The sequence below is a fragment of the Acidobacterium capsulatum ATCC 51196 genome, from assembly GCF_000022565.1.
GTDB lineage: Bacteria > Acidobacteriota > Terriglobia > Terriglobales > Acidobacteriaceae > Acidobacterium > Acidobacterium capsulatum.
On record NC_012483.1, the window covers coordinates 377,196 to 399,097 of the forward strand.

Annotated in this window: 18 protein-coding genes; 10 read left to right on the forward strand and 8 right to left on the reverse strand. The window is 61.5% G+C overall.

What is annotated here, in order from left to right:
- A complete protein-coding gene (locus ACP_RS01585; protein WP_012680722.1) occupies positions 1-450 on the forward strand; it encodes a helical membrane plugin domain-containing protein in 450 nt (149 codons plus the stop codon).
- Between the two features lie 7 nt (positions 451-457).
- On the opposite strand, the gene ACP_RS01590 is transcribed toward ACP_RS01585, so the two are convergent.
- The 5 genes from ACP_RS01590 to ACP_RS01615 all read right to left on the reverse strand — a co-directional run bounded on the left by ACP_RS01590 (position 458) and on the right by ACP_RS01615 (position 5,572).
- Entirely contained in the window at positions 458-1,549 is a 1,092-nt protein-coding gene (locus ACP_RS01590) for a LacI family DNA-binding transcriptional regulator (RefSeq protein ID WP_012680723.1), read from the reverse strand.
- Positions 1,550-1,605: 56 nt separating this feature from the next.
- Positions 1,606-3,399, reverse strand: coding sequence for an acyl-CoA mutase large subunit family protein (locus ACP_RS01595; RefSeq protein WP_012680724.1), 1,794 nt, complete (start codon positions 3,397-3,399; stop codon positions 1,606-1,608).
- Positions 3,400-4,021: 622 nt separating this feature from the next.
- Entirely contained in the window at positions 4,022-4,414 is a 393-nt protein-coding gene (locus ACP_RS01605; protein WP_148214976.1) for a hypothetical protein, read from the reverse strand.
- Between the two features lie 156 nt (positions 4,415-4,570).
- The gene (locus tag ACP_RS01610) at positions 4,571-5,035 is read right to left on the reverse strand and encodes a hypothetical protein (RefSeq protein WP_052294641.1); all 465 of its coding nucleotides are present in this window, start codon (positions 5,033-5,035) and stop codon (positions 4,571-4,573) included.
- Positions 5,036-5,053: 18 nt separating this feature from the next.
- Positions 5,054-5,572, reverse strand: a complete 519-nt coding sequence (locus tag ACP_RS01615) for a hypothetical protein (protein ID WP_012680727.1) — start codon at positions 5,570-5,572, stop codon at positions 5,054-5,056.
- Between the two features lie 108 nt (positions 5,573-5,680).
- On the opposite strand from ACP_RS01615, the gene ACP_RS01620 reads away from it, so the two are divergent.
- The 3 genes from ACP_RS01620 to ACP_RS01630 all read left to right on the forward strand — a co-directional run bounded on the left by ACP_RS01620 (position 5,681) and on the right by ACP_RS01630 (position 9,840).
- The gene (locus ACP_RS01620) at positions 5,681-6,742 is read left to right on the forward strand and encodes a dihydrodipicolinate synthase family protein (RefSeq protein WP_012680728.1); all 1,062 of its coding nucleotides are present in this window, start codon (positions 5,681-5,683) and stop codon (positions 6,740-6,742) included.
- Positions 6,743-6,935: 193 nt separating this feature from the next.
- Positions 6,936-8,792, forward strand: coding sequence for a 2-oxoacid:acceptor oxidoreductase subunit alpha (locus ACP_RS01625; protein WP_012680729.1), 1,857 nt, complete (start codon positions 6,936-6,938; stop codon positions 8,790-8,792).
- 4 nt (positions 8,793-8,796) lie between these two features.
- A complete protein-coding gene (locus ACP_RS01630) occupies positions 8,797-9,840 on the forward strand; it encodes a 2-oxoacid:ferredoxin oxidoreductase subunit beta (protein WP_012680730.1) in 1,044 nt (347 codons plus the stop codon).
- 316 nt (positions 9,841-10,156) lie between these two features.
- Here ACP_RS01630 and ACP_RS01635 read toward each other — a convergent pair whose 3' ends face one another.
- Together ACP_RS01635 and ACP_RS01640 are read right to left on the reverse strand one after the other, a co-directional pair.
- Positions 10,157-11,629, reverse strand: coding sequence for a sialate O-acetylesterase (locus tag ACP_RS01635; RefSeq protein ID WP_238525622.1), 1,473 nt, complete (start codon positions 11,627-11,629; stop codon positions 10,157-10,159).
- A 364-nt stretch (positions 11,630-11,993) separates the two neighbouring features.
- Positions 11,994-13,358: a retropepsin-like aspartic protease gene (locus ACP_RS01640; protein ID WP_012680732.1), complete on the reverse strand. Its 1,365-nt coding sequence runs from the start codon at positions 13,356-13,358 to the stop codon at positions 11,994-11,996.
- 98 nt (positions 13,359-13,456) lie between these two features.
- Here ACP_RS01640 and ACP_RS01645 point away from each other — a divergent pair, with 98 nt between their 5' ends.
- From ACP_RS01645 to thiS, 3 genes are all read left to right on the forward strand, one after another.
- Positions 13,457-15,913: a serine/threonine-protein kinase gene (locus ACP_RS01645; RefSeq protein ID WP_041839175.1), complete on the forward strand. Its 2,457-nt coding sequence runs from the start codon at positions 13,457-13,459 to the stop codon at positions 15,911-15,913.
- Between the two features lie 523 nt (positions 15,914-16,436).
- Positions 16,437-16,700 (forward strand): hypothetical protein, encoded by a 264-nt coding sequence (locus tag ACP_RS01650; RefSeq protein WP_012680734.1) that lies wholly within the window; start codon positions 16,437-16,439, stop codon positions 16,698-16,700.
- A gap of 77 nt (positions 16,701-16,777) precedes the next feature.
- Entirely contained in the window at positions 16,778-16,990 is a 213-nt protein-coding gene (thiS, locus tag ACP_RS01655; protein WP_012680735.1) for a sulfur carrier protein ThiS, read from the forward strand.
- A gap of 46 nt (positions 16,991-17,036) precedes the next feature.
- Here thiS and ACP_RS01660 read toward each other — a convergent pair whose 3' ends face one another.
- A complete protein-coding gene (locus tag ACP_RS01660) occupies positions 17,037-17,861 on the reverse strand; it encodes an ABC transporter permease (RefSeq protein ID WP_052294643.1) in 825 nt (274 codons plus the stop codon).
- A 97-nt stretch (positions 17,862-17,958) separates the two neighbouring features.
- On the opposite strand from ACP_RS01660, the gene ACP_RS01665 reads away from it, so the two are divergent.
- The 3 genes from ACP_RS01665 (at position 17,959) to ACP_RS01675 (ending at position 21,839) form a co-directional block, all read left to right on the forward strand.
- Positions 17,959-18,729 carry a CAP domain-containing protein gene (locus ACP_RS01665; RefSeq protein ID WP_041839176.1) on the forward strand — a complete coding sequence of 257 codons (771 nt, stop codon included), beginning with the start codon at positions 17,959-17,961 and terminating at the stop codon, positions 18,727-18,729.
- Between the two features lie 156 nt (positions 18,730-18,885).
- The gene (locus ACP_RS01670; protein WP_012680738.1) at positions 18,886-20,532 is read left to right on the forward strand and encodes a cryptochrome/photolyase family protein; all 1,647 of its coding nucleotides are present in this window, start codon (positions 18,886-18,888) and stop codon (positions 20,530-20,532) included.
- Positions 20,533-20,540: 8 nt separating this feature from the next.
- Positions 20,541-21,839, forward strand: coding sequence for an NAD(P)/FAD-dependent oxidoreductase (locus tag ACP_RS01675; RefSeq protein WP_012680739.1), 1,299 nt, complete (start codon positions 20,541-20,543; stop codon positions 21,837-21,839).
- The last annotated feature ends 63 nt before the right edge of the window (positions 21,840-21,902 follow it).

The following is a 21,902-nucleotide window of genomic DNA, read 5'->3' on the forward strand; positions in this document are numbered from 1 at the left end:
ATGGCACAGCCCATCGAATTTCGCCCCTCCGCGCAGGACCCGCGCGAAGAGATCCAGCGGCGTCTCAATGATGCGCCCATCGAACACGCCCAGGCGCTCCTGGCTTGCTACGGTTTGATTGAGGAGGCGCACCGCTCCGGCACGCTCGATCTGCTGCGAGGCCTTCTCGGCGCACAAGACGCCGTCGTAACCCATGTCTCCGGTGTGGTCAGCAAGCCTGAAAGCGTCAACGCGCTACGCAACGGCCTTTTGCTGGCGAAACTGCTCGGCAGCATTGATCCCGATACGCTCCACAACATTCTTGATGAAACGCACAAATCCGCCGCGCAGGAGCCGCCATCTCTTTTTGCTCTGCTCGGTCGCGCCGCCTCTGCGGAGAGCCGCCGCGCGCTTGCGGCGGGTTTAGCTCTCCTGCAGTCAGCGGGCAAGGCATTGGGCCGCTCACGGTAGTCGCTTCTCAGTCCTCTTCGCCAACGGCAACGGCTTTTTTCTTAACTGTCTTCGCCTTGGCAACTCGGGCCGGTCCGGTAGACTCGCGCACAATCAGCTTCGGCTCCATCACAATCTCTGGCGGATAGGTCCGTCCCGGGTGGTTGATCCGGTCCAGCAGAATCTTCGCTCCTCGCGCGCCCATGTCGCGCAACGGCTGTTGCACGGTCGTCAGGCTCGGCTGGTGATAGGCCGCACTCGCAATGTCGTCGAAACCCACCACCGAGATATCGCCGGGCACGCTCAGCCCCGCGTCATCAATGGCGCGAATCGCGCCGAATGCGCAAATGTCGTTGAAGCAGAAGATAGCCGTAAAGTCCCGGGTCTCGCGCAGCAGCTTGCGCATCGCTTTATAACCGTGCGAAGGCGTCTGGTCCAGCTCTTCCAGCGTAATGACCAGTTCAGGATGAATCGCAATCCCCAGCGACTCAGCTGCCTGCGCAATGCCATGCCAGCGATAGTGTGCATCTGAAATATTTTCCGGCCCGCGCATGAAGGCGATACGTTCATGCCCCAGGTCACGCAAATGCTGCAATGCTTCGGCGCCCGCCTTGTCGTGGTCCAGAAAGATATTCGTCGCGCCCGGTGCCGGGCTGTGCGCTGAGATAGCCACCACGGGCACGGTGGTTTCAATGCGGGCTGGCGTATCCAGCAGCAGCAATCCATCCACCGCGCGCTCCAGCAGCATGCGCACATATTCTTCCGTCAGTTCCGGATCGCGAAAGTGGCTGGCCATGAAATAGAAGTAGTTTGCCTTGATCAGATACCGCTCGACCGAATGCATCAGCAACGTGAAATAGCCGTCGCTCATGTCGGGCACGACGACGCCAATCGACATACTGCGGCTGCGTCGCAGTGATCGTGCAAAGTAGTTGGGCCGGTACTGATATTTAATCGCGGCTTCGCGAATGCGCTCGCGTGTGTGTGCAGGAATAGACTTCGCGTTCGGCGAATGATTCAGAACAAGCGAAATCGTGGTCTGCGAAAGTTGAAGCAACTCTGAGAGCTGCTTCAGGTTGATTGTGGCCGGTTGCTTCGGCGTAGCTTCGCCTTTTTTCACATCGATGTTTTAGCATGCCGAAACATGCTTTTGCACTCACTTTAAGGATTTAGTTCCTAAGTTAGGCTGGTTTCTTCCCAGGTACCCATCACCTTTTTCAAGGCGTTGCATATCTCGCCAACAGTCGCATAGGCGCGCACGCAGTCTAACAGGTAAGGCATGGTGTTCGCGTTGCTCAGCCCCGAAGTGCTTGCCTCTGGCGTCTTCTCGGCAGCCCGGCACAGTGCATCGAGGCTGCGTTGTACGGCTTCGTTCGACCGTTTTGTCCGCAGCAGACGCAGCTTCTTCGTCTGCGCCTCTCTTACTGATTCGTCAATGTAGAGTATCTCCGGCGCCGGCTCGTTCACCGTGAACGAATTGGCTCCCACAATCAACTTTTCGCCCGCCTCCACAGCTCGCTGGTAGGCATAGCTGGCCTCGGCAATCTCTTTTTGCGGAAAGCCCTGCTCAATCGCCGGAATCATGCCGCCCATCGCATCGAGCTTTTCAAAGTAGCCGAACGCGCCCCGCTCCATATCCAGCGTCAGCTTCTCCACAAAGTACGAACCGCCCAACGGATCCACCACTCCCGCCACACCCGACTCATAGGCAATAATCTGCTGCGTGCGCAGCGCAATGCGCGCCGCCTCTTCGGTGGGCAACGCCAGCGCCTCGTCAAACGAATCCGTATGCAGTGACTGTGTGCCGCCCAGCACCGCGGCCATCGCCTGAATCGCCACTCGCGCAATATTGTTCTTCGGCTGCTGCGCCGTCAGCGAGACTCCCGCCGTCTGGGTGTGAAAGCGCATCCATGTGGAGCGGGCCTGTTTTGCGCCAAACCGCTCCGTCATCAGCCGGTACCAGATCTTGCGGGCAGCGCGGTACTTCGCAATCTCCTCAAAGAAGTCATTGTGCGCGTTAAAAAAGAAGCTCAGCCGCGGAGCGAAATCATCCACCGCCAGCCCGCGTCGCAACGCCCACTCCACATACTCCACGCCGTCATAAATCGTGAATGCAAGCTCCTGCAGTGCCGTCGAGCCAGCCTCGCGAATGTGGTATCCCGAGATCGAGATGGGATTAAACCGAGGAACCAGCTTCGCCCCAAACTCGAACGTATCAATCACCAGCCGCATCGAAGGTGCCGGCGGATAGATGTACTCCTTCTGCGCGATGTACTCCTTGAGAATGTCGTTCTGCAGCGTGCCCGAAATCCTTTTCCAGTCCGCACCCTGATCCTGCGCCACCGCCAGGTACATGGCCCACAGCACGCTTGCCGGTGAATTGATCGTCATCGACACGGTCGTCTTCTCAAGGTCGATCCCCGCGAACAGTATCTGCATGTCTTCGAGCGAATCAATGGCGACGCCGCATTTGCCCACCTCGCCTTCGCTCTGCGCATCGTCCGAGTCGCAGCCCATCAGCGTCGGCAAATCGAACGCCACCGAGAGCCCGCCGCCGCCATTCGCCAGCAGATATTTATAGCGTTGATTCGTCTCCTCCGGGCTGGCAAAGCCCGAGAACTGCCGCATCGTCCACAGCTTGCCGCGATAGCCCGTCGCATGAATACCGCGCGTATACGGCGGCTCGCCCGGCATACCCAGGTACGCCGCCGAATTCGTCGCAAAGTCCTCCGGCAAATCCGCCTCCGTGTACAGCCGCCGCACCGGCGCGCCCGACACCGTCGTGAAGCGGGCATTCCCACGCTCGTCCACATTCACGCCGCTGGCCGCGCCAATCGGCCGCTCTCCGGCTTTCTCAAGCGCCGGACCCAGCGTCTCTTCCGCCCAGCGCACCTCTTCTGGTGAAGGGCAGCGATTCTGCTTCAACTCATCCAATGCTTGCTGGCGGCGATTTCCCGTGGTCTCTGCCATGGCGGCACTACTCCTCGTCTGCGAAACTCCCCAGCATAGGCGACCCATGCATGCATCGGCAAGCCGAAGGCCCTGGCCGTCATCCCTCTCATCTTTCACCGGTGCCCGGCCTTATTCCTTCAACCACTTGCCCCCATTTGCACATAGAGCCCGTCATTTCCACAGAGAAATATCTGCAATCTCCACTTGATTGTTTTCAGAACAGGCGTAAAGTTCATTTCAACGGAGGAGAAATCTTCCAGAAGGAGAGAGCGGAACCAGACATCCTGAGCACTGGCAACAGAGCTCGACGCATCATCAGCCAGTCTGATGTATGGGGGGATGAAACCTGGCGAAGCTCGCATCGGCTGCAGGCCACATGCGTCTCCTAAGGCAGGCAGGCTCCGGCTCGCCTGTGCTTGGGGCTCGGCGGTGGTGATTGCGCGGTGCACTGGAGTCCGACCCAGTTCTTTGATGAATCGGAACTTCTATGGGGCAGGCGGCCGCAAGGCACCTGCCCCATAGCCTTTTGTAGCTCGTTCTGATCTTTTTCTCCCGCGCGCAAAAAAGAGGCCACCGCCCCGGCGATGGCCTGTGAATGCGTTCTATCCTCACGTTGCCGTGAGCCTGGCGATCATGCCTGTTATTGCCCGGGCACGATCAAATCTGATCCATAGCGCAGCGAAAGCTGCCGCCCATCCAGAGAACTGGTTTCCATATTCCGGTATTGCACCGAGTGCAGCGTGTGCGTCGCGCCTTGCACATCAAACGACAGCAGCACGCGGGTATCAGTCGGCGCGGGATCGCCCGGCGATATTACCCACATCGATCGGAATGGCTGGTTCGTGTTCGCCACCTCCACCACATTGCCATTCATGCTTTGCCTGATCGTGTAGCGGCCCGCCGGCCACATGTGGCCATTGACGACAAAGTTGAAAGGAACCTTGGCCACATTCACGGACTGCGCCATGGCCGGGTGGGTTGCCAATGCTGCTGCCGCCATCACGACCGGCGCCAGAAAAAGATTACGAAGCATGTTCCGCATAGGTGTTTCCTCCACGCTCCGAAACATACCCACCCGCACGCAGCTTGGTCGTCAAGCTTCCGTCGAGAAATTGTCAAACTTTTGTAGGTGAGAAATCCGCTGTGAAAAGCGCTGTTCTTGCACCGGTCATGACTGGCGCAAGCGCCATCATCCCAGGCGTGACATAAGGCAAATCATCAGCAGCAGAGAGCGCAGCGTCCAGCACACGGTCCGAATCCAGTTCGTCGCCGTCAGCCGGGCCGCATCCCTTTCCGCAAAGCGCTCCACCAGCCGTCCATGCAGCGGCACCTGCAGCAGGGCCGTCGAAAGCCAGATCACAGCCAGCAGCCCGAGCCCAATCCACGCGGCCGCGGCTGAAAACCACTCTGGACGCACCCGCACCGCAATCACCGCCGGCACCAGTTCCAGCAGCATCGGCGGACCCACCACCCAGCCGGTCCGCACCGTGTGCGCCTGCTCATATTCGCAAAACGAAGTGTCGCCCACCCGCCCAAACAGGGGGTAATGCACCACCTGCACAAACCAGATCACGCCTGTCATAAAGAGCGTGGCGGCCAGTTGAACCAGGAAGAGGATCTCCGCTGTCGAGGCCGCTGGTTTGAGCGCGTGCATGGCTGGTCTTGTGAAGTCTTAATAGGGCAGCAGCGCCAGGTTTTTGCCTCGCAGCCCAAACCGCGCGCCCATTCCATAGCCAATCAGGGCCACGGCAGGCCACAGCCCCAGAAAGCGCCCTTGGCCTTGCAGCAGATTGCTGTCTGTATTGAAGTCAAGAAAAGTGAGCCACAATTTCTGAGTTGCGCCGCAGTGGTAGCAGGCGCTGGGCCCCGTTGGCAGATTCAGCACAATCAGCCCTACCAGCATGAACCAGATCAGTCCCAGCATCCACACCAGCGTCGCGGCCTCGCTCGGCTTGATCGAGTTGAAGACCAGACCCGTCAAAAAAGGGAAGAGAAACGCCATCACCAGCGGCACAATGGCGAGCACGGGCGGATTGAGGTCCGGGTGCATCAGCGTCGCCACCACCATGGTCAACGCCCACACGCCCAGCGCCAGCACCGTGTGAATGCCAAGCCAAACGGCCTGAACCGCCGTCTTTGAGGGCGGCTCTACCGGAACATCGCGATCCAACGGTGCAGTTTCTAGTGCCATGATTCTCTCTTCCTCAGGCTAACCTGTCTGTTCGGGATGGCAAAGTGCTTTATGCCTCTTCGCTCTACAGCTTTCGTGCACTGCCTCCTGCCCATTTAGAATCAGTACATGCTGCTCGAAGGAATCTTTCCCGCTATCACCACGCCCTTTTACCCCGACGGTCGCCTCTACTTCCGCAAGCTGGAGCACAATGTCGACCGCTACTCCCGCACTCCGGTCGCGGGCATGACCGTGCTGGGTTCCACGGGCGAGGCCGTGATGCTCAGCGATGAAGAAACGCGGGATGTCCTTCGCACCGCGCGCTCGGCCAGCGATGCCAGCAAAGTTTTGCTCGCCGGCATCGGGCGCGAAAGCCTCTCCGAGACACTGCGCCTCGCCGAGTTTGCCGCCGACCAGCGCTACGACGCCGTCCTCGTCCGCACGCCGCACTTCTACGGCCCGCAGATGCAGCCGGCCGCCATGCTCACTTACTACCGCACGCTGGCAGACAACTCGCCGTTGCCCGTCGTCCTCTACAGCATCCCCAAATTCACGCATTACGATCTGCCTGTCGCCGTCGTCTCGGAACTGGCCCAGCACCCAAACATCATCGGCATCAAGGACTCGAGCGGCAGCGTCGAGCGCATCGCCGCTCTGGTCACCGGCACCCGCAACGCGCCCCGGCGCAATGTAGACGTCACCCCCGTCTTCACCGCCGTCACGGCTCGCATGCTTGAGGAATCCATGCTCGCGCAGGCCGCGCTCGTGCCGCTCACCACCATCGGCGGCGAAACCCTGTCCGCGGCCGTCCCCGCTCCAGCGCAGCCTACGCTCAAAACCCGCACCAAAGAGGTCGGCTTTCAGGTTCTCAGCGGCTCGGCCGAAACCATCCTGCCCGCGCTCGAAGCCGGTGCCTCCGGCGCGGTCCTCGCTCTGGCCGCCTGCCTGCCGCAGGCCTGTCAGGAGGTCTACTGGGCCTGGAAGGACAATGACCCCATTCTTGCCGCCGAAAAGCAGCAGCGCATCCTCGCCGCATCGTCTCTCGTGGCAGGCAAATATGGCATTGCCGGCATCAAGTATGCCTGCGATCTCAACGGCTACTATGGCGGTCGCCCGCGTCTCCCATTGCTGCCGCTCGATGCCGCCGCGCAGGAAGAAATTGCCCAGGCTCTCGTGACGCTCCGTCCCTGAGGCTGGTCTCGCCCGTCTCAGGAAAATCGATGTACTGCAAAGGCCGTCCCCACTGCGGACGGCCTTTGTAACCATTCAGCCACATATTTCTGCAATGTGACTCAGAACACTCCACATTCAGAGATGCATCGCTATAATGAGCGATTAAGAAGACACCACTCTTCCCAGTTCATCATCGAAGGGAATCCGCCACATGGCGACCACTAACGCCGGCGCTCCGTCCGCGCAGGGCGCTCCGACGCACTCTGAAGGACTCTCCGCCAAGCCAGTTGTCAACGACTTCAGTATTCAGGTGGCTACGGTCAATGGATCCGGTTCGCAGTCCGCGAACAACGTGCTGCTCCGCAGCATCTTCGCAATGGGCATTCCGGTCAGCGGCAAAAATCTTTTCCCGTCCAACATCGCCGGCCTGCCCACTTGGTACACCATCCGCGCCAGCAAACAGGGCTACATCGCGCGCAAAAAAGAGATCGACGTCCTCATCGCGATGAACGCCGAAACGGCTCAGGAAGACATCATGGGTCTCCATCCGGGCGCGGTGGCCATTTACGACGAGAGCCTCAATCTCCAGCAGTATCGCGACGACGTTATCTGTTATCCGGTGCCCTTCGACAAAATCACCGCCGCCGTCTGCCCTGAGGCCAAGCTGCGCAAGCTGGTCAAGAACATGGTCTACGTCGGCGTCGCGGCCAAACTCTTCTCCATCGACATCAAGGCCGTCGAAACCTCGCTGCGCCGCCAGTTTGCCAAAAAGCAAAAGGCTGCCGATCTCAACTGGGCGGCCGTGCAGGCTGGCTACGAGTTCGCAACCAACTCGCTCGTCAAGGCTGACCGCTTCCAGTTGGAGCGCATGCACGCCAACGAAGGCAAAATCATCATTGACGGCAATGCCGCCTGCGCTCTGGGCGCCATATTTGCCGGCGTCACCGTCGTCACCTGGTATCCCATCACGCCATCGTCCTCCGTCGTCGAACAGCTCATCGACTTCCTCAAGAAGTACCGCATCGAGCAGGACGGTAAAGCCAGCTTCGCCGTCGTCCAGGCTGAGGATGAGCTTGCCGCCATCGGCATGGTGCTTGGCGCAGGCTGGGCTGGTGCCCGTTCCATGACCGCGACCTCCGGTCCCGGCATCTCGCTCATGGCCGAGTTCGCCGGTCTCGGCTACTTTGCCGAGCTGCCCGGCGTCATCTTTGACATTCAGCGTGTCGGTCCCTCCACGGGCCTGCCCACGCGCACCGCGCAGGGCGACATTCTCAGCACCGCTGTACTCTCGCATGGCGACTCCAAGCACGTGCTACTGCTGCCCGGCAGCGTGGCCGAGTGCTTCGAGTTCGGCATGGCCGCCTTCGACCTCACCGAGCGCCTCCAGACTCCCATCTTCGTGCTCTCTGATCTCGATCTCGGCATGAACAACTGGATGTCCGATCCCTTCCAGTACCCCGAGAAGCCGCTCGATCGCGGCAAGGTGCTCACCGCTGAAGATCTCAACCGTCTCGGCGAGTTCCATCGCTACAAGGATGTGGACGGCGACGCCATCCCCTACCGCACCCTGCCCGGAACCGACCACCCCAAGGCCGCTTACTTCACCCGCGGCAGCGGCCACAACGAGAGCGCCAAGTACACTGAGCGCGCGGACGATTACCAGAACCTCATGGAGCGTCTCGCCCGCAAGTTCGAGACCGCCCGCACTCTTGTGCCTCATCCTGTCGTCGTGCAGAACGGCAAGTCAAAGGTCGGCATCATCGCCTACGGAACCTCCGACTTTGCCGTGCTCGAAAGCCGCGACCAGCTCAAGAAGGAGCACGGCGTCGAGACGGACTACCTCCGCCTCCGCGCCTATCCCTTCACCAAAGAGATCCACGAGTTTGTCGCATCGCATGATCGCGTCTACATCGTGGAGCAGAACCGCGACGCGCAGATGCTCAGCCTGCTCAAGCTTGATCTCCCGGCCTCTGATGCCGTGAAGCTGCGCAGCATCCGCCACTTCAACGGGCTTCCCATTGACGCCCGCTCCGTCACCGACGAATTCATCCTGCAGGAGGGAATCTAACTCCATGGCCTCGACACCTTCCACTCCCGCCCCCAAGGTCAACCGCCTCGGTCTTCCCATCCTCGACTATCGCGGTGGCAAGACGACGCTTTGCGCCGGCTGCGGCCACAATGCCATCTCCGAGCGCATCATTGATGCCTTCTATGAGATGGGCGTCCAGCCCGAGCGCGTCATGAAGCTCTCCGGCATCGGCTGCTCCTCCAAGAGCCCGGCCTACTTCCTGTCGCGTTCGCACAGCTTCAACAGCGTGCATGGCCGCATGCCGTCGGTTGCCACCGGCGCGCTGCTCGCCAACAAAACCATGCTCGGCCTCGGCGTCTCCGGCGACGGAGACACGGCCTCCATCGGCATGGGCCAGTTCGTCCATCTCATGCGCCGCAATCTGCCGATGATCTACATCATTGAAGACAACGGCGTCTACGGCCTCACCAAGGGCCAGTTCTCGGCCACGGCAGACATCGGCTCCACGCTCAAGACCGGCGTGGTCAACGATCTGCCCGCCATCGACATCTGCTCGCTCGCCATACAGCTCGGAGCCACCTTCGTCGGCCGCTCCTTCTCCGGCGACAAGAAGCAGCTCTCGGCCATGCTCAAGGCGGCCATCGCTCACAAGGGCACCGTGATGCTCGATGTGATCTCGCCCTGCGTCACCTTCAACGACCACGTCGGCTCCACCAAGAGCTACAAGTACATGCAGGAGCATGAAGAGGCCATCAGCGAAGTCGGCTTCGTGCCGTACTTCGATGACATCGCCGTGGACTACGCCGAAGGCTCCACCTACGACGTTGAGCTGCACGACGGCTCGCACCTGCGCCTGCGCAAGCTTCACGAGGACTACAACCCGACCGACCGTGTCGCCGCCGTCAAGGCTCTCATGGAAGCGCATGCCAAGGGCGAAGTCCTCACCGGCGTCTTCTACATCGACACCGAGAAGCCGGCTTTCACTGACCTGCTCAACATGGTCGATGAGCCGTTGGCCACGCTGCCCCAGTCCCGCACCCGCCCGCCAAAGCAGGTGCTCGACGAGGTCATGGCCAAGCTCCAGTAGCTCATTTCTTCTGAAGAGATCGGGTGCCCCGGGTCCGTTTGTTCGGACCCGGGACCGAACAAATCATCCTCTTTTGATATGTCATCCTGAGCGAAGTTCGCGCTGCCGGGTGCCCCACATCTCGTAGAGATGTGGGATCAACGCACAAACCCCACCCACGACGCGTCATTCTGAGCGCAGCGAACCGGGGCCCCCGGGAACAGGTCTTCGTTCCCGGGGTGGGAAGAATCCCGGCGATGCTGCAATCACCTACACCGTCCGAAGTTTCTCCCACTATTCCCATCCTCACGCTCCCAGAAGAGCAAGGGCTTCCACCTCACGGCACCTGCGCCTCAAAGGTCGAGGCAGGCAATCCCGCGCCGTTGTACAGGTTCGCATCGGTATAACTCGCCCATCCATACCGCACCGCCTTCGGAGCGTTCACCCCATCCGCCTTCACCAACACCGATCCGCTATCCAGCCTCGCACTCGCGGCATGCCATGTTCCATCTGCGCTCTCGACCTCAAAGCTGCGCACCGCGCCGCCCTCGGCATGCAGTCCCTTCGCAAAAGTAAAGAAGACGCGCAGCGCATCTCCCTCGCGTGTCACCTGCTCAAACAGCGGACCCTCCCACGTCCCATCCTCGCCATAAGCCAGGTGGTATGCGGCCAGCGCCAGCCGGTGTGAAACCGTCTGCTTGTCTGGCGGATGAATATTATTCCGCAGCCCCTTGTCCAGGCTCACGGCCATGCCCGTGTTCCGCAACGCCAGCGTCAAGCGCTGCGCATTGCGAATCTCACCCCAATGCTCCTGCGGTGAATAGAAGCTTGATATCTGCACATACAAAAACGGCAGCTCGCCCTCATGCCACCGCGTGCGCCAGTCCTCAATCATGGCAGGGAAGAGCCGTCGATAAAGGCTCGGCACCCACGCGTCGTCGCTGTTCGTCTCGCCCTGGTACCAGAGAAATCCACGAATCGTATAGGGAGTCTCCGGCGCAATCATCGCGTTGTAAAGATAGCTCGGGTTCCAGGACTGCTGATCCGGATGCCACGGATGCTCCGGCTTCGGCTTACCCGCCGCAACCGCCTTCGCATCCTCGGCCTTTTCCTGCGCCAGAATGGTCTTCAAATTCGTCTGCTGCGCGGCAAACTCCGCACGTTTCATAAACACCGGCATAAACGCCGCATCTGACGCCAGACTCCTGAGGCTCATCCACGACTCTATCGGAGTTCCGCCCCACGTCGCATCCACAATCCCGATCGGCACATGCAGATGCTGCTCTAAATCCCGCGCAAAAAAATACGCCACCGCGGAAAAAGTCCGTGCCGTCTCCGGCGTGCAATGCGTCCATGTCCCGCCCTGGTCATCCCGTGGATAAGGCGACGACTTCAGCGGCACAAACAGCAGCCGAATCTCCGGATGATTGGCCTGCGCAATCTCTTCCTTCGCGTTCCGAATCACCGCCGAGCCAGGAAAACCAATCAGCGGAATCTGCATATTCGACTGCCCGCTCGCAAACCACACATCGCCGACCAGCAAATCCTGCAGCACGATGGGAGCCTCACCCCGGCTTGCGCTCACCGTCATCTCAAACGGCCCACCCGCTTTTTCAGCCCGAAGCCACAGCTCCCACTGCCCATAGCGATTGGCCGTCGCGCGCTGAGTCTGCCCGTGAAATTGAACCCTCACCGTCTCGCCGGCGTCGCTCCATCCCCACACATGAATCGGCCGTCCGCGCTGCAGCACCGCATGGCTGCTCAGCATGTGGGGCAGGCGCAATTCCGCCCGTCCCGCAGCGGCGCTCATCAGGCAAAACAGAGCAACAGGCAACAGCCGGCAAAGTGAAGCAAACCGTAGACGCATCGTGAACACGTACCTCCTGAAGGCAAAAAAGTTCGGGTCATTCCAGCCGCTGCCAACGATAGCGCACCCAACAAGCGGATGTCGTGCTGCGCCTTCTTCCTCAGCAATGAAGGTTCGGGTGCCTCGGGTCCGTGGGTTCGGGTGAAGTTCGGGTGCCTCGGGTCCGTGGGTTCGGACCCGGGGATAGCCATCTCCCCTTTTGCGTTGCCATCCTCAGCGGAGCTCGCCCAGCGAACGCCGGTCAAAAGCTCCGCGTCCTACTGCCCCTGAAATGGCGCCGAAGGCGCGTGTGCCTGAACGGCCAGTCCTAATCCCCGAAGTGCGTGCGCACAATAAACTTCATCGAGCGAAAGTCGAACGTATAGCTCTTCAACTGGCTCAGCGCATCATCGCCCAGCATTCCATAAAAGCGGTCTTCCTCCGCGCCCGCTGGCTGTGCAAGCACCTCTATGTCGTGCAGCGTGATCGGCATTCCGCCAAAGGTCAGGTGCAGCGTCTCGGCGTGATACGCCGGAATCGGAATCTCCTGCGAAAGCTTGTTCCCCGGCAGCTTCACCAGGTCCATCTGCAAATGTGTAAACTGCGCCAGATGCGTGTCATAGAATCGCGACGAAAACAGGGAACTCGTCGCCGCCGGATTCACCGTATACAACCCGCCCGATCCATCCTTGCCCGCCGCCACAATCAACTGGTCCTCATCGGTAAAAAACGGCGCACCCTCCTGCAGCGGCGGAGCCTCCGAAAACGTCAGGTTCCCGCTTTCTGAAGCCGTTACCTGTCCCAGCAGCGCAAGCAGTGGCTGCCCCAGCACGCCTTCAATCTGGTACTGCCGCGCCTTGTCATACAAATCCAGATCGTCGTAAACCACCGCCGGAACATTGTGAAAGACCGCATCCCCGATTTTCAGCTTGGGAATCACCGTCGCATGCACGTAAATCGGCTGCCCCGTGATGCTTGAGATCGTCAGCGTCTCTTTGCTCAGCTTCAGACCCACCAGCTCCGCCTTCGAGCGCGCAATCATGGTGAAGTTCTCCGCCGGATCAAACAACCACCGCGTCGGATACCCATCCATCCACACCGTCAAATCCGTCAGCCCCAACGGATTCACCTCCGTCGGCACCGTAAATGACCCCGTCAAGTCCAGCGTCTGCGCCGGAGCGCTCTCCAGCTCCGGCAGCAGCTTCGCCGGAATCTCGACCTCGCTCTTCTCCTGCGCCGTCAACTGCTTCTCGCAGCACTTTGCAAGCGCCGCATACTCGGCCGCGGCCTTTTTGTACTGAAAGGTGCGAAAGTAATCGTCGGCCAGCGCCAGCCGCGCCTGCTTCTCCTTCATGCGGTCGCCGCCCGCCGCCAGGCCCGGAATCAGCGGCTCCAGCAGCGCAATGGACCGCTTGAAGTGGTCGCGATGATTTTCCAGCAGCCCACGGTAAAACGCATCGCCGGCATCCTCGCCGTTCTTGCCCAGCGCCTGCTCCAGCGACAGCCAGTTGTGATCGAGCGTGAGTTGTTCGAGCGATGTCTTCTGCTTGCCAAACGCAGACGCGCCCGTCTCCACCTGCGCCTGCGGTGTCTGTGCAGGCTGCTTTGCAGAATTGCTCTGCGTCTGCATCGAAGTCTGGGGTCCGGCCGCCGCAAGTACGGTAGCCAGCAATAAGGGCAATACGGCGGTCATAGGCAACTGAAGACGAGTATAACGGTGCAAATCTTCCTGCCGCGCTCAACACATAAGAGCCCGCGAAAACACAGCCGAAAACGCTACACTGAGAATGCATGAAACGCAGAATGATTGAGCATTACGAACTGGTCCGCAAGCTCGGCTCCGGCGGCAGCGGTGTGGTCTACCTGGCAGAGGACACGCTGCTCATGCGCCCCGTCGTGCTCAAGGTGCTCAAGCGTGGCGCGCTCACCGCCGACCAGATGCGCAAAACCGTTCTGCGCGAGGCCCGCATGGCCTCGGCCATCGAGCACCCCAACGTCTGCGCCATTTACGAGGTCGGTGAGCAGGACGAAGAAGCCTTCATCGCCATGCAGTACGTGCCTGGCCAGTCCCTCGACAAGCTCATCGCCAAGGGCCCGGCCAACGTGCAGCTCACGCTCTCGGTCGGCATTCAGATCGCCGACGGTCTCAGCGCCGCGCACACGCTCGGCATCTTCCACCGCGACCTCAAGCCTGCCAACGTCATGCTCACCGACGGCGGCCTCGTCAAAATCCTCGACTTCGGTCTCGCTCGCCGCCTCACCAAAGAGGACGCGGAGTTCGACCCCGCCAAGCCCACCCCACGGGAAAACGATCCCCTCGCCGCCACCTACACCGCGCGCGGCGGCACCATCGCCTACATGGCGCCCGAACAATTCGTCACCGGCCAGAGCAGCGTGCAGAGCGATCTCTGGGCTCTAGGCGTCATCCTCTACGAACTCGTCAGCGGCCGTCATCCTTTCTCGCGCCCCAATACGGACGAATTCCAGACCATCCGCGCCATCCAGTTCGTCGATCCCGCGCCGCTCAATGAGTGCTGCCCGCAGGTCCCGCCCGAGCTGGCCTCCATCGTCATGCACTGCCTGCAAAAGACGCCGGCCGAGCGCTATGCCAGCGCCGCCGATCTGCGCGAGGCATTGCGCACCCTCATGAAGACGCTGCAATTTGAGACCGGCATCGTCCCCGGCGACGCGGCGGCCAATCTTCTGCCCACCATTCCCGAGCGCGAAAAGCGCGCCACCGGCCTCCTTTCACTGCTTGCCGAGCGCTTCCGCGAGTCGCAGCCTGAGCAGAATACAGACAAGGCCATCCTCGTGCTGCCGTTTCAAAATCTCGGCAGCAAAGACGTCGCGCCCCTCTACGGCTTCGCCCTCGCAGACGCCATCGGCACCCGCCTCGCACGCATGTCCTCGCTCATCGTCCGCCCGTCGAGCGCCTTGCTTCACCTGCCCATCGCTCAGATGGACCCGCTCGCCATCGGCCACCAGCTCATCGTCGATTACGTGCTCACCGGCAGCTTTCTGCGTTCCGAGAGCGGCTTTGACCTCAACTGGCAGTTGCTCGACGTGCAGGGAGAGAGCGTGCGCGGCGGCGGCTCCATCAGCGTCGCATCGTTTGATCTCATCTCCGTCCAGACTGAGATTTGCAACGAAGTCTTCGCCTCGCTCCAGGGCAGCGGACAACTGCGCGACCGCACCGAGCGCCTCACCATGCGTTCTGAGGCGCTCTCCGAGGGCATCTCTGAGCTTTACCTGCAGGCCAGCGCCATGCTGTCGTCGTTCATGCAGCGCACCGGCAGCCGCGCCGACCTTGACCGTGCCCGCGAAATGTTCGAGCAGGTCACCGAGCGCGAACCCGAATACGCTCCTGGCTGGAGCGGCCTCGGCGTCACCCACATGCAGTACACCCGCCACGGCTTTGGCGGACACATGCACATCATGGCCGCGCGCCGCGCCTTTGACAAAGCGCTCCAGATCGATCCCGGCTCGGCCGACGCCAACCTCTACCGCATCTACATGCTGCTGGCACGCGGAGAAAAGGAGAGCGCCCGTCACGGCATCGAAGACATGCTCTCCAAATCCGCCCGCAACTGGAACGTCCACGTTCTCGCCGGCACCATGCTGCGGCTCGATGGCATGTATGACGAAGCGCTCGAGCAGTTCCATCTCGCGCTCAATCTCAACCCCTCCGGCGCGCCTATGATCTACAACCATCGGGCGCGCGTCTATCAGTATCAGAACCAGCTCGACCTCGCCGAAGGCGAACTCCAGAAGGGACTCACCCTTGAGCCGCGCCATCCGCTCCTGCGCACCTCGCTCGCCTACCAGCGCATGCGCCAGGGCCAGCTTGAAGAGGCCATCGCCATGATGGAAGCCGTCCTCAAGGACGACACCAGCCTTCGCATCATCTACCCCACGCTCGCCATGTGCTACGTGCAGATCGGCCAGCGTGAGCGCGGAGCCACGCTCATCGAAGAGTCCTCCATGGCCGCCGCCGAAGCCGACAGTGAAATGGCCTATCGCCTCGCCACCTACTTCGCCGTCGATGGAGACGAGAGCGAAGCCCTTCACTGGCTTCGCCGCGCCATCTACCTCGGCAATGAAAACTATCCGTGGTTCTCCAGAAATCCCGCCTGGAACAAGCTCCGCGGCCACGCCGACTTCGAGCGCATCCTCGATGATCTCAAGCGCAGCTACCGCCGCAATCAGCGCACCTGGAAGCGTCTCTTCGACCAGCTCGGCGAAAACTAGCAGGGGGGCTGGTCGCAGGGAGGCGCTACTCCTCACAGCCTCACGTCACTCCACGTGTGTCATCCCGGCCAAACGAAGTGAGTGGAGGGACCTTCATTTCCATCCCGAACTCCGTCCCCACCCGCGATGCGTCATTCTGAGCGAACCGGGCCCCCGGCGTGCGCAGCACGCTGGGGTGGAAGCGAAGAATCCCGGTAATGCCCCGGCCATTAAACGCCGCCCAAAGTTTCTCCCACCATTTCCACCCTCACGCCACCAAGCCTCACGTTGTTCTGAAGGGTACGGGCTTCAGCCCGTACATCCCCGCCACTAAAAGAAAAGAGGGCTCTAGCCCCTGAGAGAAAACCTCTCAGCAATCGATGCGTCATTCTGAGCGAAGCGAAGCAATCCGGGGCCCCCACGAATGGGTCTTCGTTCTTGGGGTTAAAACCAGACTCCCGAAAACACCTGCCCGCAAAAAAATCCATCAAACCCCTAAAGCCCCGTTCACCCTGGCCGATAACAACGCCAAGGAGGCTTCCCCATGGCCGCTCGCACCATTCCTGCCTTCGCGCCTCGTTCCGTAGCGAAAGCCGCAACACGCGTCTCGCACAGCAAACTCACCGTTCTGCCTGCCAATTCGCATCCGGCTCCCCAACTCGTCACCCCGCTCGAAAACCAGCCCGCCCCGTTTGCGCCCGCCGAAAGCCTCGGAGCCATGCGCGGCCTCGCCGCCGTCATGGTCGCTTATCTGGTCATCGCTGCCGTTGCGGTCGGCGGCATGCTTGCCTGGCACATGCTCCGTTAGACAGCGTTCTGTTTCCACCGTCGCATCGCGCCATCAGGCCCCTCTCAACAGCTCTCTTTTGCTGATAGATTCAAAGCATGCAACTGCTCATCAACGGTCAGCCGCGCACCTTCACAGAGCTGACCCAATCCTCTTCTGTGCTCGATCTTCTTACTCTGCTCGGCCTCAAAGGCGATCGCGTCGCCCTCGAACGCAACGCAGACATCGTCCCACGCTCCTCCTGGGCCGATACCCGCCTTGCGGAAAACGACAAAATCGAAATCGTCCACTTTGTCGGCGGCGGCTGCTGACCATCGCACGCCGGGGCCTGCCGGCGTCTCTCAGAATGCCTGAGGACTATAGCCCCACACTCAGCCGTGTTCTCGGGTCCAGATAATCCCGCAGCGCATCGCCCAGAAAATTGAACGAAAGCACGCAGCACATCACCGCAATAGCAGGGAAGACCACCGTATGCGGCGCGTCAAACAGGTGCGCGCGCGCATCATTCAGCATCGCGCCCCAGCTTGGCGTCGGCGGAGGCACGCCCAGCCCCAGAAAGCTCAACGTCGCTTCGGCCAGCACGGCGCCCGCCATGCCAATGGCCGACTGCACAATCAATGGCTGCATAATATTCGGCAGAATGTGCCGCATAAAGATGCGCAGATCGCTCGCCCCCAGCGCCTTGGCCGCTTCCACAAACTCGCGCTCCCGCGCCGCCAGCACCTGCGCGCGCACCAGCCGCGCATAACCCACCCATCCGCCGATGGCCAGCGCCAGCACCAGGTTGATCAGTCCCGGCCCCAGAAAAGCCACAAACGCAATCGCCAGCAGAATCCCCGGCAGCGCCATGAACGCATTGATCGCAAAAATGTTGATCGTCACATCCAGCGCGCCGCCATAAAAGCCCGCCAGCCCGCCAAAAATCAGCCCCAGCAGCAGCGAAAGCGCCACCACTGAGCTGGCCACTTCCAGCGAGATGCGCGCCCCGTAAATAATCCTCGAGAGAATATCTCGCCCCAGCTCATCGGTGCCAAACCAGTGGCTGCGGCTCGGCCCGGCCAGCCGGTCCATCAGGTCAATGTGGGCGGGATTATAGGGCGCAAGCCAGGGAGCAAACAACGCGCAAATCAGAAACAGCACCACCAGCGCCAGCCCAACGGCGGCGAGCGGCTGCTTCTTCATGCGAGACCATACGGACAATGCAGAGGTTTGTGCCAAATCCGATCATACTGTGGCATGCATCTCATTGCATCAGAATCTCCTTGTGAGGAACCACCCCATGCGCATCCGCAAGCCTCCTGTTCTGCTCGCCATGCTCCTTCTCGCATTCTGCGTCGTGCCGCTGCACGCGCAGCAGGCAAGCCGCAATGCCAACTGGGCGCGGCAGATCTTTCAGGCCACCAATCAGGCACGCGCCCGCCACGGTCTGCCTCCGCTCACCTGGAGCCCGTCGCTCGCCGCTGCCGCCCAGGCGCACCTCAGCGTCATGATTCATCAGCCCGATCTCTCGCATGACTATCCTGGTGAGCCACCGCTGCCAGCCCGCGCCGCCCAGGCTGGCGCACACTTTGAGACGGTCGCTGAAAACATCGCCATGGGCTACAGCGTCCCTGCCATTCAAAACGAATGGATGCACTCGCCCGCGCATCGCGCCAACATCCTCAACCCGCGCCTCAACGCTGCCGGAGTGGCCATCATCAAACGCCGCGGCAACTTCTACGCGGTCGTCGATTTCGCCGCCGCCGTCCAGCAACGCGACGTCTCGCAGTCCACGCAGCAGGTCGCCCGGCTACTGCAGCGCATCGGTATTACCCCCGGCGGCTCCCACGCCGCGGCCGAAGCCGCCTGCGCCCCAGACTACCGCCTTTCAGCCGGAACTCCCGTCCGCCTGCTCGTCCGCTTCACCACATCCGATCTCACTCAGCTTCCGCCGCAGGCTATTTCTCAAATCGAGAGCAGCGGAGCCACGCATGCCGCCGTCGCCATCTGTCCCTCTGACGGCTCCCAGCCCGGCTTCACCACCTACCGCGTCGCACTCCTGCTGTACTGATCCGCCCGGCTCACTTGTGCTGTAGCTTTGCCAAAGCAGGGAGCCGCGCGCTTTCAGCCCACCAACACGTTTCTTCGTTCTACCCGGTTTCTGCTTCGCGGCTTCGCTACTCTCACAGGTAGACCTTCATGAACTGACCTCTACGAGCCGATTCCGATGAGCGAATTCGCAGACCGCATCCGTCCCCATGCTCCCACGCGCGACGACGCCTCCGCGCGCCGCTGGATCTACGTCCCCTACGACCGCCTCACCGACGCCACCGGCCCGCTCACCGAACAGCCCGCAAGCCAGACCGGCATCGTCATGATGGAGGCGCTCGCCAAGGCCCATCGCCGCCCCTATCACAAGAAAAAACTCGCTCTCATCCTCGCCAGCCAGCGTCACTTCGCTTTGAAGCAGGCCCGCCGTGGCATCAAGATCATCTACGAGTTCACGCCCGGCATCTTTGCCGATGGTCTCGAGCAGGCCACGCGCCATCATCGCCTCTCCGCGCTCACCATGATGCAGCCGGCCGAGCGCGAGATGAGCCTCGATGTCGAAGAGGCCCGCGTCCGCGGCATCCCGCTCCAACTCGTCGAAGACACCACATGGTGCTCCACCGAATCCGATTTCGACTCCGTATTCGCCCCCACCACCAAACACTTCCTGATGGACCGCTTCTACCGTCGCATGCGCCAGAAGACCGGCATCCTCATGCAGCCCAATGGCGAACCCATCGGCGGCAAATACTCCTACGACGCTGAGAACCGCAGGCCCTATCGCGGTCAGCCGCCCGTGCCTGAGCGCCCGCGCTTCCATCCCGACAGCATCACACAGGAGGCGCTCCATCTCGTCGCACGCGAATTTCCCAGCCACTTTGGCACCCTCGACGGCTTTGACCTGCCGGTCACACAAGCGCAGGCCGATGAGGCATGGTCCTTCGCGCTCGAGCACCTTCTGCCGCACTTTGGTCCCTTCGAAGACGCCATGGCGCACAATGAGCCCGATCTCTTCCACTCACGCCTCTCCGCGCTCATCAACATCAGCCGCCTGTTGCCACGCCGTCTCATTGACGATGTAGCCCGTGCCGCCCATTCTGAACGCATTCCGCTCGCCAGCGCCGAAGGCTTCATTCGCCAGATCCTCGGCTGGCGAGAATTCATGCGCCATCTCCACCGCCGCACCGACGGCTATCGCCAGCTCCCCGGCCAACGCAACAACTCCTCATCGGACGACCCCTATGCCGGCGCCGAACCATCCGCGCTCAATGCCCACCGGCCGCTGCCCGCTGCCTTCTGGGGCCGCAGGAGCGGTCTCCACTGCCTCGATACCGTCATCGATCAGGTCTGGCGCGAGGGATGGTCGCATCACATCACGCGCCTCATGGTGCTCAGCAATCTGTCCACGCTCTTGGGCGTCTCGCCGCGCGCCCTCACTGACTGGTTCTGGATCGCCTACATCGATGCCTACGATTGGGTCGTCGAGCCGAACGTGCTCGGCATGTCTACCTTCGCTGACAATGGACTCACCGCCACCAAGCCCTACGTCAGCGGCGCTGCATACATCCATCGCATGAGCGACTACTGCGGCCATTGCCGGTACAACCCGCGCAAAGCTACCGGTGACGCTTCATGTCCCTTCACTTCGCTCTACTGGAGCTTTCTCGACCGCAACGCTGATAATCTGTCATCGAACCCGCGCATGAGTATGCCGTACGTCACTCTGCGCAAAAAGCCAGCTTCAGAATTAAACGAGCTTCGCAAAAGAGCCGCACAGGCCATCGAAGAGCTCTGCCATGCGCAACAAGCATCGCCACAGGAGTAGCGGATTTTATGGATGTCGTCATCGTCGGAGCTGGGGTCGCCGGTCTGCACTGCGCCCGTCTGCTCGAACAGGCCGGGCTCAACGTACTCCTGCTCGAAGCAGCCGACATTCCCGGGGGACGCATCCGTACCGATCTCGTCGAGGGCTTCCGTCTCGACCGTGGCTTTCAGGTCCTGCTCACGGCCTATCCCGAGGCGAAGCGCGCTCTCAACTATCCGGCCCTGCAACTCTGCTCCATGAAGCCCGGCGCGCTCGTTTACAAAAACGAGCGCATGCACTACTTCGCCGACCCCTTCCGCGATCCCGGCGCAGCACTCAAGCTGGTCTTCGATCCCATCGTCTCCCTGCGTGACAAGCTGCTCGTCGCCCGCCTGCGTGGCAAAGTGCAGCAGGGCCCGTGGGAATCGCTCTTCTCCAATCCCGAAACCAGCACTCTCGAATACCTGCGCAGCTACGGCTTCAGCTCTGCCATGATCGAATGCTTCTTCCGCCCGTTCTTCAGCGGAGTCTTTCTCGAGCGCGACCTCGCCACCAGCAGCCGCTACTTTGAGTTCCTCTTCCGCATCTTCGCGCAGGGCCTGGTGGCCGTGCCGGAGCAGGGAATGGGCGTCATCCCCCGTCAGATGGCAGAGAACCTCAAGCCGCGTACCCTCCAGACGCAGGCTCGCGTCCATCGCATCGCGCCTGTGCTCAACGGCATCACGGTTGAGGCAGACGGCGTCGGCTCCATCATGGCCCGCGCCGTGGTGCTGGCCGCCGGACAACCGTCCGAGTCCTTCGGTCTGCCCGCCGCCGCCGCCGCCCCGGCTGTCTGGAACCGCACCACCACCTTCTATTTCGCCGCCGAGCACGCCCCTGTGCAGGAGCCCATTCTCGTCCTCAACGGCAACATGCGCGACGGCCAGCCCGCCACCGGCCCACTCAACCATCTCGCCGTCATGAGCCGCGTCTCGCCGCAATATGCGCCACCCGGCGCCGAACTCATCGCAGCGAACGTCGTCGGCACCGCACCGCAGGACCCGCAGGAACTCAACCGCCTCGCCGAACAGGTCCGCGAACAGTGCCGCCAGTGGTTTGGCGACACCGTGCGCGAGTGGAAGCTCATCGCCAGCTATCCCATCGCCCGCGCCTTGCCGCTCTCGCCTCACGTCGAATGGAACCCGGCTCCAGACGCCTCGCGCCTCTCCTCCGGCGTCTACGCCTGCGGAGACGACCATCTCTTCCCCGGCGTGCAGGGCGCGCTCATCTCGGCGCGCACCACCGCCGAATGCATCCTCCGCGATCTAGGCGCAATCAGCACAAAATAGCCCCACGCTCGCACCTCGTCTATGGGACAGTCGTTCCATAGACGGGAGCACTACTAAGGGAGC